The organism is Rhodopseudomonas sp. (assembly GCF_013377015.1).
Classification (GTDB): Bacteria; Pseudomonadota; Alphaproteobacteria; order Rhizobiales; family Xanthobacteraceae; genus JARJEH01.
The window spans coordinates 22,304-36,206 of record NZ_JACABA010000008.1; the positions used below are offsets into that span (position 1 = coordinate 22,304).

Consider the following 13,903-nt stretch of genomic DNA (forward strand, 5'->3'; position numbering starts at 1 on the left):
CGCGCCAGTCTTCTTAACAGATGGTTCGGTGCGAGAGGTCTTGGCCGGAGCCTGGCGGCGGACATACTGACAATCGTAGGCGCGAGACGCTACCGGGGGTTGAAGCGATGCGCAACGAGAGAGACTGCTTTTCGCTAGGAAAGAGTCGATGTCCCGATGAGGACAAACGCCCCGGACCGATCCGGGGCTTTCGTGTTTAGCTGGATCGCCGGGTCAAGCCCCGGCGATGACGGCTGAGGAATCCCAATACCGGTAATTACCCGACTTGAACGGTCCTTCCGGCTTGACGACAATGTAGTCGGCCTGGTCGGCGCGCAGCTTGATGAGTTTCACGCCGATCTTGGCGAGGCGCAGGATGAAGTCGCAGGACGAGCTCCAAGGGGTAGAGATTCTGGAACCGCCATGATACTCGGGAGCATGTTCGACGACATCCCAGATACTTCACTGGAGCAGGCCAGGATGTTGGAAAACATCCTCCTAGCCGCCTGCGAGGGTGACAGAAGTCAGACTGGGATGTACATGCAACTGCGCGGCGTGTTGATGGGCGACGAGACGCTAAAGGCGTTGCTGCCGCAATTCGTGCGAACCTCGCGAGATCTCAATCATTTCTGGTCGTATGCCAAAGACCTGCCGACCGGGAGTAGCGGGCATTGGGAGAAGCGCCGTCGACATGTCCGCGATGGCCTGACACCCGTGCTTGACTTTCTGGAAAATAGAAACACGGCGCCCGTCGATAGTGTCGCCTCTGATGTGCTGAAGTCCTTTGACCCTGACGGCGTGCATGCCGTCTGGAGCAGAGCACTTGAGCGCCGTCACGCGGACCCCGAAGGAGCTATTACCAGCGCGCGCACGCTGCTGGAGACCGTTTGCAAGCATATTCTGGACGAGACCGGCGGGAGTTATACCGACAACGACGACTTGCCGGGGCTCTACCGGGCCGTAGCTTTAAAGCTCAATATTGCCCCTAGCCAGCATGCTGAGGAAGCCTTCAAAAGGATACTCGGCGGAGCAACAAGCGTCGTGGAAGGCCTAGGGTCGCTACGCAATAAGATCGGTGACGCACACGGCAAGGGGAAGGCCGCAGTGAGGCCGGCGCCGCGGCATGCGCAACTGGCAGTGAACCTCGCAGGCGCGATGGCTACTTTCCTCATCGAAACATGGCAAGATCTTGCCTCTGTGAAACCTTGAAAACACCGCCGGCACCTTTCACTGAACTCTGCAAACGAGTCTAGCGGGGACGATTCAACTGAGAACGCCGAACCTTCGGTACGTTTTAAGAACACGGCATGCTCGCATGTGCGGGTATCGCCTCCAACATCGTGCAACTCAAAAAAAGCCCCGGATCGCTCCGGGGCTTTCGTGTTCCGATGGATGGCCGGGTCAAGCCCGGCCATGACGGTGTGAGCCGGTGGCCGCGCGCGGATGGCTCCGCGCGCCCGCCCTCCCCGCTCAATACCTATAATGATCCGCCTTGAACGGGCCTTCCGGCTTGACGCCGATATAGGCGGCCTGGTCGGGGCGGAGCTTGGTCAGTTGCACGCCGATCTTGGCGAGATGCAGCATCGCGACCTTCTCGTCGAGCGACTTCGGCAGCACGTAGACTTCCTTCTTGTACTTGCCGTCCTTGTTGTTGGCGTAGAGTTCGATCTGCGCCAGCGTCTGGTTGGTGAACGACGCCGACATCACGAAGCTCGGGTGACCCATCGCGTTGCCGAGGTTCACCAGCCGGCCTTCCGACAGCAGGATCATCCGCTTGCCGTCCGGGAAGGTGATCTCGTCGACCTGCGGCTTGATGTTGTCCCACTTCAGGTTCTTCAGATGCGAGATCTGGATCTCGTTGTCGAAGTGGCCGATGTTGCAGACGATGGCGCGATCCTTCATCGCGCGCATGTGCTCGATGGTGATGATGTCCTTGTTGCCGGTGGCGGTGACGAAGATGTCGGCGCGGGGCGCGGCGTCTTCCATGGTCACGACCTCGTAGCCTTCCATCGCCGCCTGCAGCGCGCAGATCGGATCGACTTCGGAGACCAGCACGCGGCAGCCGGCCTGGCGCAATGAGGCCGCCGAGCCCTTGCCGACGTCGCCGAAGCCGGCGACCATCGCCACCTTGCCCGACATCATCACGTCGGTGCCGCGGCGGATGCCGTCGACCAGCGATTCACGGCAGCCATAGAGATTGTCGAATTTCGACTTGGTCACCGAGTCGTTGACGTTGATGGCGGGCCACAGCAGCGTGCCGGCCTTCTGCATGTCGTAGAGCCGGTGCACGCCGGTGGTGGTCTCTTCCGAGACGCCCTTGATGTTGGCGGCCATCGCGGCGAAATAGCCCTTCGGCTTTTCCTTCAGCTGCTTCTTCAGCAGCGCGAAGAAGATCACCTCTTCGTCGGAGCCGGGCTTGTCGAGGAAGGCGGCGTCGCCGTTCTCGGCGCGCAGGCCGAGATGGACGTACATGGTGGCGTCGCCACCGTCATCGAGGATCATGTTGGGGGTGCCGCCGCCGTGCCAGTCGAACATCCGGGCGGTGTAGTCCCAGTAGTCTTCCAGGCTCTCGCCCTTGATGGCGAACACCGGGATGCCGGCGGCGGCGATCGCCGCGGCGGCGTGGTCCTGGGTCGAGTAGATGTTGCACGACACCCAGCGCACGTCGGCGCCGAGCGCCACCAGGGTCTCGATCAGCACCGCGGTCTGGATCGTCATGTGCAAGGAGCCGGCGATCCGCGCGCCCTTCAGCGGCTGCTTGGGGCCGTATTCCTCGCGGGTCGCCATCAGGCCGGGCATCTCGGTCTCGGCGATCGAGATCTCCTTGCGGCCGAACGGGGCGAGCCCGATGTCCTTGACGATGTAGTCGGTGAAGGTCGGCTTGGTGGCGGTCATCTGGTTTCCCTGAAACGGAGTAATTCGGACAGTTCGATACGAAACGAAATCGGGCAGTTTATGGCGGTTGCTGCAACCAAAGCGTCATCCTGAGAGCCCGAGTACGTCATTGCGAGGAGCTCTTGCGACGAAGCAATCCAGTCCTTGCTCGCGGCCCCTGGATTGCTTCGCTATCGGACGGCGCTGCGCGCCGGCCTCGGCTCGCAATGACGACAAACTTTCAGTCTGTGGCTTGCATTTGCGGCACGACCTCCCCCGGCGACAGGCCGGGGGAGGCTCGAACTTAGATGGCGCGCTTCAGCGCCTCGGCAAGATCGGTCTTTTCCCAGGAGAAGCCGCCCTCATTGTCGGGGGTGCGACCGAAATGGCCGTAGGACGAGGTCCGGGCATAGATCGGCTTGTTGAGATCGAGATGCTTGCGGATGCCGCGCGGGGTCAGGTCCATCGCCTCGGCGACGGCCTTCTCGAGCTTCTCCTCCGGAATCTCGCTGGTGCCGTGAGTGTCGATATAGATCGACAGCGGCCGCGCCACGCCGATGGCGTAAGCCAGCTGCAGGGTGCAGCGCCCGGCGAGACCGGCCGCGACGATGTTCTTGGCGAGGTAGCGCGCCGCATAGGCGGCCGAGCGATCGACCTTGGTCGGATCCTTGCCGGAGAACGCGCCGCCGCCATGCGGGGCCGCGCCGCCGTAAGTATCGACGATGATCTTGCGGCCGGTCAGGCCGGCGTCGCCGTCGGGACCGCCGATGAAGAATTTACCCGTCGGATTGATGTGCCAGATGGTCTTGTCGCTGATCCAGCCCTCGGGCAGCGCCTTGCGGACATAGGGCTCGACGCGCTCGCGGACCTGGTTCGAGGTCATATCCTCGACCAGATGCTGATGCGACACCACGATCTCGCGGACGCCGACCGGCTTGCCGTTCTCGTATTGCACGGTGACCTGGCTCTTGGAGTCGGGGCCGAGCACCTTCTCGATGCCGGCATGGCGGGCTTCGGAAATCAGCCGCAGAATCTTGTGGGCGTAGAAGATCGGCGCCGGCATCAGGTCGGCGGTCTCGTTGGTGGCGTAGCCGAACATGATGCCCTGGTCGCCGGCGCCCTCTTCCTGATTGGTGCCGGGCTGCAGCGCGTCGACGCCCTGGGCGATATCGGCCGACTGCGGATGCAGCAGGATCTCGATGTCGCAGGTGTTCCAGTGAAAACCCGGCTGCTCGTAGCCGATGTCCTTGATCGCGGCGCGCACCACGTGTTCGATGTGTTCGTTGGTCACCGATGCCGGGCCGCGGGTCTCGCCGGCGATCACCACCTTGTTGGTAGTGGCAAGCGTCTCGCAGGCGGCGCGGATCGCCCAAGGATCGATACCGGCCTTCGGACCTTCGCGGAAAAACAGATCGACGATCTCGTCGGAAATCCGGTCGCAGACCTTGTCCGGATGGCCTTCGGAAACCGACTCACTCGTGAACATATAAGACGCGCGCATCACCAACCCCTTTCCGCCGGGTCCCGGCGGCCCTTTCGTGAAATTTGTCCCTGAAATGTCAATCGCGACGACGCGAGATGACGTAGGATTCGTCGTAAAACCAGAGCCCGCTGTGCTTGCGCAAAACCTCTCTGGTGGCATCGAGATAGTGGCCGCCCTGAGTCATTTCCGTTAACCGGTCATCCTCGATTTGAGCCACATACACCGCTGCGTTCCAAGCTGCAAAGGCCGTCGAACTGCCGATCGATCCGGTGACCTCATTTGGCAGCGCTTCCATATCATAACGGAAGATCGAACGGCTATCCGCATAAGCGCTAAAGTTGAGGTCCCGGCCGGCCGCGCCGAGCTCGTATTTCACCGCACGCAGCAGCTCGTGGCGGCTGATCGAGAACGGATTTTCTTCCGGCCAGACCGCCTGGACGATTTCCAGCCCAGGATCCTGGCCGTGGGAGTGGATTCCGATCAGCCGGCCGCCGGCGCGTAGCGCCCGCGCCAACGGTGCGATGATCCGCTTGGCTCGGAAATTCACGCTGGATTTCGCCCGATAGGGCTGCGAGGCGATGATCAGGTCGAAATTGGCCTCGCTGCGGCCTGCCCGGGGAATGATCGAATCGAGCAGGAAGCGGTGGTCTTCCCGGTAGATCACCAGCGCCACCGGGCGCTCATAGATCGGCATGCCGGAGCGCGGACTGACATCGGCACGCCAGTTTTCCGCGAGAAACGGCCCCAATTCGGCGATCTGGGCCTCGAAATCGCCAGAGGAGTCGCCGCGCAGCGCTACCTCGTGCCAGATCATCCCGGCGGCGGCCGCCGGCGAGGCCGGGGTCAGCCACGGCGCCTCGGCGTAATACATGTTGGTAAGGACGAACACCGTGGCCGGGTGCTCGAACAGCCGGTCCGGCACCTTGTCCAGGGTCAGCCGGACGTCCTCCAGGCTGAGTTCCTTGCCGGCGACGTAGAACGGCATATGCGGCATCCGGCTGTGCATCGCCCGCAGCACCCGCGCCAGCACGGTGCCGTCGCCGCAGCCGGCATCGAACAGGCGCAGCGCCGGCGGCCGCGGATGAATGCTGCCCAATTCCAGCACCACCCGGTCGGCGATCACACGTTTTTCGCTGCAGGTGTGCACGAACAACAAGTATTTCTGCCGGTTCTCGAAAAACCGGAAATTGCCCTGCGGGTCGCGCCGCTCCGGCGGCACCACCAGGCCGCGCGGCGGCGGCGCCAGGCCGGAACCGGCCGCGACAAAGGCCTGGATCCGCTCCAGCGTGTCGATGGTGATGCGTTTGCCCTCGCGCAGCCGGTGCACCAGCTTGCCGTCATTGACGGCGCGGCGGCCAAAGGTGCTCTCCGCCATCGCCGCGTGGCGGCAATAGTCGGAAATCTGGCTGAGCAGCTGGTCGTTCTTCATCGATGCCAAGGCCGGTGGGCAAAACAGGATCGCGGCGGTTTCCTACCACCGTCTGCCCACCATGCAAATGCGACGATTGGGCGGTCTGCCCGGTGCCCCGGAACGGCGAAACCCAGCGCCGGTGCTGGCGAGGTCATTGGGAGTTCACATCGCGTCTGCTAAGAGGCGCGCGTGCAGCGATCCTTGTCGCGCGCCAGATACAATAGGTATGTCATGCGGATTGCGATGATCGGAACGGGCTACGTTGGGCTCGTGTCAGGTGCCTGTTTCGCCGATTTCGGCCATCGCGTCACCTGCGTCGACCTCGACGACAACAAGATCGCGGCGTTGCAGCGCGGCGAGATCCCGATCTTCGAGCCGGGGCTGGAGGCGCTGGTCGCCGAGAACGTCAAGGCCGGACGGCTGGATTTCACCACCGACATCAGCCCGGCGGTCGGCAAGGCCGACGCGGTGTTCATCGCGGTGGGCACGCCGTCGCGGCGCGGCGATGGCCACGCCGACCTTAGCTACGTCTATGCCGCCGCGCGCGACATCGCCGCGGCGTTGCAGGGCTTCACCGTGGTGATCACCAAGTCGACGGTGCCGGTCGGGACCGGCGACGAGGTCGAACGGCTGATTCGCGAGACCAATCCCGGCGCCGACGTCGCCGTCGCCTCGAATCCGGAATTCCTCCGCGAGGGCGCGGCGATCCGCGACTTCAAGTTCCCCGATCGCATCGTGGTCGGCACCTCCGACGAGCGCGCCCGCAAGGTGCTGGGCGAAATCTACCGGCCGCTGTCGCTGAACCAGGGACCGGTGATGTACACCGCGCGGCGCACCGCCGAACTGATCAAATACGCCGCCAACGCCTTCCTCGCCACCAAGATCACCTTCATCAACGAGATCGCGGATCTGGCCGAAAAGGTCGGAGCCGACGTCCAGGAAGTGGCGCGCGGGATCGGCATGGACAACCGGATCGGGGCAAAATTCCTCCATGCCGGCCCGGGTTTCGGCGGCTCGTGCTTTCCCAAGGACACCCGCGCGCTGGTCAAGATCGCGCTCGACCACGAGGTGCCGCTGCGGATCGTCGAGGCGGTGCTGGCGGTCAACGACAACCGCAAGCGGGCGATGGCGCGCAAAGTGTATCACGCGCTCGGCGACCAGTTGCGCGGCAAGACCGTCGCCGTGCTCGGCCTCACCTTCAAGCCCGACACCGATGACATGCGCGAGGCGCCGTCGATTCCGTTGGTCACCGGCCTGTTGGACATGGGCGCCAAAGTGCGCGCGTTCGATCCGGTCGGAATGGAGCAAGCCAAACACGAACTACCCGACATCACTTATTGCGAGGACGCCTATGCCTGCGCCAAGGACGCCGACGCGCTGGTGATCGTCACCGAATGGGTGCAGTTCCGCGCGCTCGACTTAGGCCGACTGAAGCGTGAGATGAAACAGGCGATTGTGGTCGATCTGCGCAACGTCTATCGGCCGGAGGAAATGGCCGAGCACGGCTTCGCCTATCACAGCATCGGGCGACCGGGCCAAGGATAACCGAACCGGCGGCACTGGCCTCGAACCGGATCGGGCGCCGCCGCGACCAATGCGGACGGTATTGGCTTTGCGCGCGAGGGTGGGATGCGCCGTTTGGTTCTGATCGCAACGCTGTTCGCGCTGCTGGCGCCGCAGCTGGCGGCGGCGCAGCCGCGGTCGCAGCTTGGCCCGCTCTGCACCAGCGAGAACACCCCGGCCGATCAGCAGATCGCAGCCTGCGACAAGATCATCGCGCTGAAAGTGTTTTCCGGGGCGAAGCTCGCCACGATCTATTTCTGGCGCGCGGTCGGCTGGAACAAGAAGGGCGACTATGCCCGGGTGATCGCCGATGCCACCGAATCGTTACGGCTGCTGCCGGGACAGGTCGCGCTGCATAATTTGCGCGGCTCGGCCTATTACGACAAGGGCGAATACGACATCGCGATCGCCGATTTCGACGATGCGCTGCGGATCGGCCCGCCAAACGCCATCGTGTTCCACAATCGCGGCAATGCCTGGCACGGCAAGGGCGATTATGCGCGGGCGCTGGCCGACTACGATCAGGCGGTCCGACTGACTCCCGACGAGGCCTATAGCTGGAAGAACCGCGGCGTGGTGAAGCAGGCGCTGGGCGACCTCGACGGCGCGCTCGCCGATATCAACCAGGCGATCCGGCTCGATCCCGCGCTGCCCGCTCCGCTGATCAGCCGCGCCGTGATCTGGCGCGCCAAGGGCGAGATCGACCGCGCCATCGCCGACGCCACAGCGGCGATCGCGCTGGCCCGGGCGAAAGCCCCGGTCAACATCATGACGCCGCCGGGCAGCGTGCTGATCTCGGCCTATTTGCAGCGCGGCCTCGCCTATGAGGTGAAGGGCGACCTTGCCAGCGCCCGGGCCGACTTCAACACCGTGCTCAGCGGCAAGGCCGCGGACGCCGGCAGCAAGGCCAACCAGGCCACCGCGCGGGTGCGGGCCGCGCTGCTGGCGGAGCCGCCGCCCGCCTTGCGCGCGCCGGCCGCGGCGCCTGCGCCGACAGCCGCGCCGCAATCTGCTCAGGTCGAGAAGGCAGCCGGCGGCGCGCGGCAGGACCGCCGGGTGGCGCTGGTGATCGGCAATGGCGGCTACCGCAGCGTCAAGGCGCTGCCGAACGCGCCGAACGACGCTCACGCCATCGCCAGGAACCTGCGCGAGCTCGGCTTCGAGGTGGTCGAGGGCATCGACCTCGACGCCGCCGCGATGCGCCATACCACAGATGACTTCATGCGCAACGCGGCGCGAGCGCAGATCGCGCTGTTCTATTATGCGGGCCATGGCGTGCAGATCGACGGCCGCAATTTCCTGGTGCCGGTCGACGTGCAATTGAAGGGCAACGCCAATCCGGTGCAGGCGATGACCGAGATCGACAGCCTGCTCGCCGGTCTCGACGACCAGATCCGCACCAACATCCTGATCCTCGACGCCTGCCGCAACAATCCGCTGCCGCGCGACGTCGCCTCCGCCGATCCCAGCCGTTCGATCGAGGCTGCGGCGGGATTGGCCGCGCCGGTGACGCCGGTGTCGGGCGCAACCGGGGGCGCCGGCACGCTGATCGCGTTCGCCACCGCCCCGGGACAGGTCGCGCTCGACGGCGACGGCGACAACAGCCCGTTCTCGGCGGCGCTGGCGCGCCATATCGGCACCGCAGGTCTCGAAGTGCAGCAGATGCTGACCCGGGTCCGCGCCGAAGTGGTGGCTGCGACCAGGGGCAAGCAGGTGCCGTGGTCGAACTCGTCACTGCTGGGCGAGGTGTATCTCGGCGGGAAGTCGTAAGCCCGGGATTATGCCCCTCATGGTAAGAAGCGCGCATCTTCTGCGCGCGTCTCGAACCATGAGCCGTCTTGCTGGCCCTACGTGCTGCGGCTCACATCGACGCCGTCAGGCCAGAGCTACTTGCCCCACACCTCCTGGGCGACCTCGACCGCGAGCCGCAGCTTAGCCCATTGCTCCTCTTCGGACAAGATGTTGCCTTCCTCGGTGGAGGCGAAGCCGCATTGCGGCGATACCGCGAGCTGCTCCAGCGGCGCGAATTTCGCCGCTTCCATCAGCCGGGCCTTGATGTCGTCCTTCTTCTCCAGTTCGCCGACCTTCGAGGTGATGACGCCGACCACCACCACCTTGTTGCCCTTCGGCAGGAACCGCAGCGGCTCGAAGCCGCCGGCGCGATCGGAATCATATTCCAGGAAGTAGCCGTCGTAATTGGTGCCGGCCAGCAGCGTCTCGGCGACCGGCTCGTATCCGCCGGACGAAATCCAGGTCGAACGGAAATTGCCGCGGCAGACGTGGGTGGTGATCACCATGTCGGCGGGCCGCTCGGCGATCGCGTAGTTGATCATGCGCGAGTAGATCTGCTGCAGATTGTCGGCGTCCTCGCCGCGGTCGCGCACCTTCTGCAATTCGGCCTCCGAACACAGATAGGCCCACACCGTGTCGTCGAACTGCAGATAGCGGCAGCCGGCATCGTAGAACGCCTTCACCGCCTTGCGATAGGTCCGGGCGAGGTCCTCGAAGAACACCTCGATATCCGGATAGACCTCCTTGGAGATCGCCTTGCGGCCGCCACGGAAATGCAGCACCGCCGGCGACGGGATCGTCATCTTCGCCGTGACATGCGCGATATCGGCGTGCTTCTTCAGGAACTTGAAGTGCTCGAGCATCGGGTGATCGTCGGGGAAATCGAGCTTGCCGATCACCCGCACCGAATCGTTGCGGGTCTGCACGCCGGCGAACTGGATGCCGTGGTCGGGATGATACAATTCGCAGCCGGTGAGATGGCTGAGGAAATCGAAATGCCACCAGGAGCGGCGGAATTCGCCGTCGGTGGCGAGCTTCAGCCCGATCGCCGACTGCTTGTGGACGATCTTTTCGATCTCCATGTCCTCGACCTTGCGCAGGTCGGCGGCGGTGATCTCGCCCTTCTCGAACTTGGCGCGTGCGTCCTTGATCTTCTGCGGTCGCAACAGGCTGCCGACTTCGTCGGCTCGGAACGGCGCTCTGGTTCGCTGCATCACTTCACTCCCTGGGACGGCGTTGCAATCCGATAAAACAACTTCATTAATTCAATGCAAACCGATCAACTACACTTTCGCGGTGACGCCGAGGAACCGCTCCAGCGTCGCAGGATCAGCTTTGAGCGCCGCGCTGGCCGCGTCGTGAACGATCGCGCCGCGCTCCAATATCACAACGCGATCCGACAACCCGAGAATTTTTTGCGCGTTTTGCTCGACGATGATCGAGCAGATCCCGCCGGCCCGGGTGATGGCGCCGAGCGCCGCCAGCAATTCCTCGACGATGATCGGCGCCAGCCCCTCGGTCGGCTCATCCAGCAGCAGCACCTTCGGATTCAGCGTCAGTGCGCGGCCGACCGCCAGCATCTGCTGCTCGCCGCCGGACAGCTGGTTGCCGAAATTGCTGCGACGCTCCTTCAGCCGCGGAAACATCTGGTAGATCTTCTCCACCGTCCAGGGCCCAGGCTGCGCCACCGCGGTCATGTTTTCCTCGACCGTCAGCGAGCGGAAGATATTGCGCTCCTGCGGCACCCAGCCGATCCCGGCCCGCGCCCGCTGGTCCGGCCGCAGCGCGGTGATATCCACCCCGCCGAGCCGCAGCGTGCCGCTGAAGCGGCGGGTGACGCCGACGATGGAATTCACCAGAGTGGTCTTGCCGGTGCCGTTGCGGCCGAGCAGCGCCAGCACCTCGCCGTCTTTTAGCGTGAGCGACAGGTCCGGCAGCACCACGGCCTCGCCGTAGCCGGCGCGCAGATGGTCGATGACGAGAAAATCAGACATCGGCGCCCTCGCCGAGATAGACCGCCTTGACCCGCGGATCGCGCGCGACTTCGTCGGGCGCGCCTTCGACCAGCATCGCCCCGGTCACCAGCACCGAGATCCGGTCGGCGAAGGCGAACACCAGATCCATGTCGTGCTCGATCAGCAGCACGGTGACGTCGCGCGGCAGATTGGCGACCGCGGCGAGAATGTCGTGGCGCTCGCTCTCCGGCACGCCGGCGGCGGGCTCGTCGAGCAACAGCACCTTTGGTTTGGTGGCGATGGCGACCGCGATCTCCAACAGGCGCTGCTTGCCGTAGGGCAGCGTCCCGGTCGGCTCGTTCATCACCTCGAGCAGATGAAAGCGTGCCAACGTGTCCGCGATCTCGCCGTTGATGTCGGCGCGGGTGCCCATCCGGCGCCACCAGTCGCCGCCATGGCCGAGACGCTCGGACACCGCGAGGCCGATGGTCTCCAGCGGCGTCAGGTCGGCATAGAGCTGGTTGATCTGGAAGGTGCGCGACAGCCCGCGCAGCACCCGCCGGTGCACCGGCATATTGGTGATGTCGTGGCCCTGCAGCAGGATGCGGCCGGCATCGGGCGTCAGCACGCCAGTAAGCAGATTGATCACCGTGGTCTTGCCGGCGCCGTTCGGGCCGATCAGCGCGTGGCGTGCGCCGGCCTTGATCTTCAGCGACAGCTCGTTTGTAACCCTGAGCCCGCCGAAATGCTTCTCCAGCCCGATGGTTTCCAGCGCCAGCGTCATACTGCGCCTCCGGGCTTGCGGCGGGCGAATTGTCTGGCGATCAGCCGCGGCGCCCACAGCGCGATGTCCTGCATCCGGTCGCGGCCGACCAGCACGATCACCACCAGCACCAGCCCGATCCAGAACTGCCAATATTGCGGCGTGAGCGTCGAGAACGTCTCCTGCAGCAACTTGAACACCAATGCGCCGATCAGCCCGCCATACAGATAGCCGGTGCCGCCGAGCACCAGCATCAACATCAGGTCGGCCGAACGCTCGAACGAGAAGCCGTCGAGCGAGGCCAGCGCCGTGGTCTGGGTGAACAGCGCGCCGGCGATCCCGGCATAGGCCGCCGACAGCGTATAGACCGCGATCAGCCGCCGGCTCACGGGAATCCCGATCGCCGCGGCCCGCAGCGGATTGTTGCGGATCGCGCGCAGGCTGAGCCCGAACGGCGAATGCACGATCCGCCGCGCCAGCAGGAACAGCACGAACAGCACCGCGAGGCAGTACCAGAACCCGACCTTGCCGAACATGTCGAAGGCGAACAGCCCGAGGATCGGCTGCATCTCGATGCCCTGCAGCCCATCGGTGCCGCCGGTGATGTTGGAGAACCGCTCCGCCAGCGCCTCCAGCAGCAGGGCGATGCCGAGCGTCACCATCAGCCGGGTGAGGTCGACGCCGCGGATCACCAGGAAGCTGGTGAGGAAGCCGAGCGCGGCGGCCGCCAGACCCGCGACCAGCAGCGCCAGCACCGGCTCCTTGACGATGCCGTGCAGCGCCAGCAGGCCGGCGCCATAGGCGCCGAGGCCGAAGAACGCCGCATGGCCGAGCGAGACGATGCCCGCATAGCCGAGGATAAGATCCAGCGACAGCGCGAACAGCCCCAGCCGCAGGATGTCGGTCATGATCAGGTAGCGCGACGGAAACAGGAAGGCGCAGCCGACCACGACGATCCAGAACACGAATTCGGCTGGATGCCAGCGCGCCCGGCGCTGGGCGTGGACGCCGATTTCTGGGAGAGGAGCCATGGCCGCTCAGCGCGTCGCGGTACGGCCGAACAGACCGTTCGGGCGCCAGATCAGGATCACGATCATGATGGTGTAGATCACGAACGGGCCGAGCTTGGGCAGATAGTATTTGCCGGCGACGTCGCCGATGCCGAGCAGCAGCGAGGCCAGAAACGGCCCGGTGATGCTGGAGGAGCCGCCGACCGTCACCACGATCAAGAAATAGATCATGAATTTCAGCGGGAAATACGGATCGAGCCCGAGGATCTCGGCGCTCAGCGCGCCGCCGAGCCCGGCCAGCCCGCAACCGAACGCGAAGGTCAGCGCGAACACCTGCGGCACGTTGATGCCGAGCCCGCTGGCGGCGCGCGGGTCGTCGACCGCGGCGCGCAGCCGGCTGCCGAACCGGGTCCGCGCCAGCACCAACTGCAACCCCGCGGTCAGCAGGCCGCAGATCACGATGATCATCAGCCGGTAGCGGCCGATGCCGACGCCGTAGAGGTCGAACTGGCCCTGCAGCGCCGCCGGCAGTGTAATGAACACCCGCGACGACCCCATGATGTAGTCGACCGCCGCCACCGACATGAACACCAGCCCGACGCTGAACAGCACCTGGTCGAGATGCGGCCTTGTGTAGAGATGGCGATACAGCGAGCGCTCTAGCACCACGCCGATCAGCGCGGAGGCCACAAAGGCCATCGGCAGCGCCGCGAAGAATGGCCAGCCGCTCTGGTTCACCAGCACGGCGCAGACATAGCCGCCGGCCATCGCGAAGGCGCCGTGGGCCAGATTGACGAAATTCATCAGCCCGAGCGTCACCGCCAGCCCGCACGCCAGCACAAACAGCAACATGCCGTAGGCGACGCCGTCGAACAGGATGGTGAGGAGAGTCATGAAAGCGATCTAGCCGAGATACGACGCGTTAGAAACGATTTGCGACACTTCTGCTGGTCATGGCCGGGCTTGTCCCGGCCATCCACGTCCGCGAGCAATGCGGCCAGGGCGTGGATGCCCGGGACGAGCCCGGGCATGACGTGGAGAGAGCGACGCGCCACCGCGAACTCGGCACTCGTC

At 64.8% G+C, this 13,903-nt stretch carries 11 protein-coding genes and 1 pseudogene; 3 read left to right on the forward strand and 9 right to left on the reverse strand.

Annotation, left to right across the window (positions count from 1 at the left end; all coding sequences use genetic code 11):
* Positions 1-213: 213 nt before the first annotated feature.
* Positions 214-354: pseudogene (locus HXX15_RS22255) on the reverse strand (adenosylhomocysteinase); the annotation flags it as partial.
* 63 nt (positions 355-417) lie between these two features.
* Here HXX15_RS22255 and HXX15_RS22260 point away from each other — a divergent pair.
* On the forward strand, positions 418-1,188 hold the full coding sequence (locus tag HXX15_RS22260; RefSeq protein ID WP_296519076.1) for an abortive infection family protein: 771 nt from the start codon (positions 418-420) through the stop codon (positions 1,186-1,188).
* Between the two features lie 261 nt (positions 1,189-1,449).
* On the opposite strand, the gene ahcY is transcribed toward HXX15_RS22260, so the two are convergent.
* The 3 genes from ahcY to HXX15_RS22275 form a co-directional block, all read right to left on the reverse strand.
* Positions 1,450-2,874, reverse strand: coding sequence for an adenosylhomocysteinase (gene ahcY / locus HXX15_RS22265; RefSeq protein WP_296519078.1), 1,425 nt, complete (start codon positions 2,872-2,874; stop codon positions 1,450-1,452).
* Between the two features lie 283 nt (positions 2,875-3,157).
* On the reverse strand, positions 3,158-4,354 hold the full coding sequence (metK, locus tag HXX15_RS22270) for a methionine adenosyltransferase (protein WP_296519080.1): 1,197 nt from the start codon (positions 4,352-4,354) through the stop codon (positions 3,158-3,160).
* 58 nt (positions 4,355-4,412) lie between these two features.
* Entirely contained in the window at positions 4,413-5,765 is a 1,353-nt protein-coding gene (locus HXX15_RS22275) for a hypothetical protein (RefSeq protein WP_296519082.1), read from the reverse strand.
* A 213-nt stretch (positions 5,766-5,978) separates the two neighbouring features.
* Here HXX15_RS22275 and HXX15_RS22280 point away from each other — a divergent pair, with 213 nt between their 5' ends.
* A complete protein-coding gene (locus HXX15_RS22280; protein ID WP_296519127.1) occupies positions 5,979-7,292 on the forward strand; it encodes a UDP-glucose/GDP-mannose dehydrogenase family protein in 1,314 nt (437 codons plus the stop codon).
* Between the two features lie 84 nt (positions 7,293-7,376).
* Positions 7,377-9,080 (forward strand): tetratricopeptide repeat protein, encoded by a 1,704-nt coding sequence (locus tag HXX15_RS22285; protein WP_296519084.1) that lies wholly within the window; start codon positions 7,377-7,379, stop codon positions 9,078-9,080.
* Between the two features lie 116 nt (positions 9,081-9,196).
* Here the strand turns inward: HXX15_RS22285 and HXX15_RS22290 are convergent, their stop codons facing one another.
* The 5 genes from HXX15_RS22290 to HXX15_RS22310 form a co-directional block, all read right to left on the reverse strand.
* Positions 9,197-10,315 (reverse strand): cobalamin-independent methionine synthase II family protein, encoded by a 1,119-nt coding sequence (locus tag HXX15_RS22290; RefSeq protein ID WP_296519086.1) that lies wholly within the window; start codon positions 10,313-10,315, stop codon positions 9,197-9,199.
* Positions 10,316-10,384: 69 nt separating this feature from the next.
* Positions 10,385-11,095, reverse strand: coding sequence for an ABC transporter ATP-binding protein (locus HXX15_RS22295; RefSeq protein ID WP_296519088.1), 711 nt, complete (start codon positions 11,093-11,095; stop codon positions 10,385-10,387).
* Entirely contained in the window at positions 11,088-11,840 is a 753-nt protein-coding gene (locus HXX15_RS22300; protein WP_296519090.1) for an ABC transporter ATP-binding protein, read from the reverse strand. Before HXX15_RS22300 ends, HXX15_RS22295 begins: the two co-directional genes overlap by 8 nt.
* On the reverse strand, positions 11,837-12,850 hold the full coding sequence (locus tag HXX15_RS22305) for a branched-chain amino acid ABC transporter permease (RefSeq protein WP_296519091.1): 1,014 nt from the start codon (positions 12,848-12,850) through the stop codon (positions 11,837-11,839). Before HXX15_RS22305 ends, HXX15_RS22300 begins: the two co-directional genes overlap by 4 nt.
* A 6-nt stretch (positions 12,851-12,856) precedes the next feature.
* Positions 12,857-13,723, reverse strand: coding sequence for a branched-chain amino acid ABC transporter permease (locus HXX15_RS22310; RefSeq protein ID WP_296519094.1), 867 nt, complete (start codon positions 13,721-13,723; stop codon positions 12,857-12,859).
* Positions 13,724-13,903: the final 180 nt, after the last annotated feature.

Bases quoted from the DNA above. Each gene is read 5' to 3' on its own strand.
- HXX15_RS22260 (WP_296519076.1), top strand. From the start codon at position 418: ATGTTCGACGACATCCCAGATACTTCACTGGAGCAGGCCAGGATGTTG.
- ahcY (WP_296519078.1), bottom strand. From the start codon at position 2,874: ATGACCGCCACCAAGCCGACCTTCACCGACTACATCGTCAAGGACATC.
- metK (WP_296519080.1), bottom strand. From the start codon at position 4,354: ATGCGCGCGTCTTATATGTTCACGAGTGAGTCGGTTTCCGAAGGCCAT.
- HXX15_RS22275 (WP_296519082.1), bottom strand. From the start codon at position 5,765: ATGAAGAACGACCAGCTGCTCAGCCAGATTTCCGACTATTGCCGCCAC.
- HXX15_RS22280 (WP_296519127.1), top strand. From the start codon at position 5,979: ATGCGGATTGCGATGATCGGAACGGGCTACGTTGGGCTCGTGTCAGGT.
- HXX15_RS22285 (WP_296519084.1), top strand. From the start codon at position 7,377: ATGCGCCGTTTGGTTCTGATCGCAACGCTGTTCGCGCTGCTGGCGCCG.
- HXX15_RS22290 (WP_296519086.1), bottom strand. From the start codon at position 10,315: ATGCAGCGAACCAGAGCGCCGTTCCGAGCCGACGAAGTCGGCAGCCTG.
- HXX15_RS22295 (WP_296519088.1), bottom strand. From the start codon at position 11,095: ATGTCTGATTTTCTCGTCATCGACCATCTGCGCGCCGGCTACGGCGAG.
- HXX15_RS22300 (WP_296519090.1), bottom strand. From the start codon at position 11,840: ATGACGCTGGCGCTGGAAACCATCGGGCTGGAGAAGCATTTCGGCGGG.
- HXX15_RS22305 (WP_296519091.1), bottom strand. From the start codon at position 12,850: ATGGCTCCTCTCCCAGAAATCGGCGTCCACGCCCAGCGCCGGGCGCGC.
- HXX15_RS22310 (WP_296519094.1), bottom strand. From the start codon at position 13,723: ATGACTCTCCTCACCATCCTGTTCGACGGCGTCGCCTACGGCATGTTG.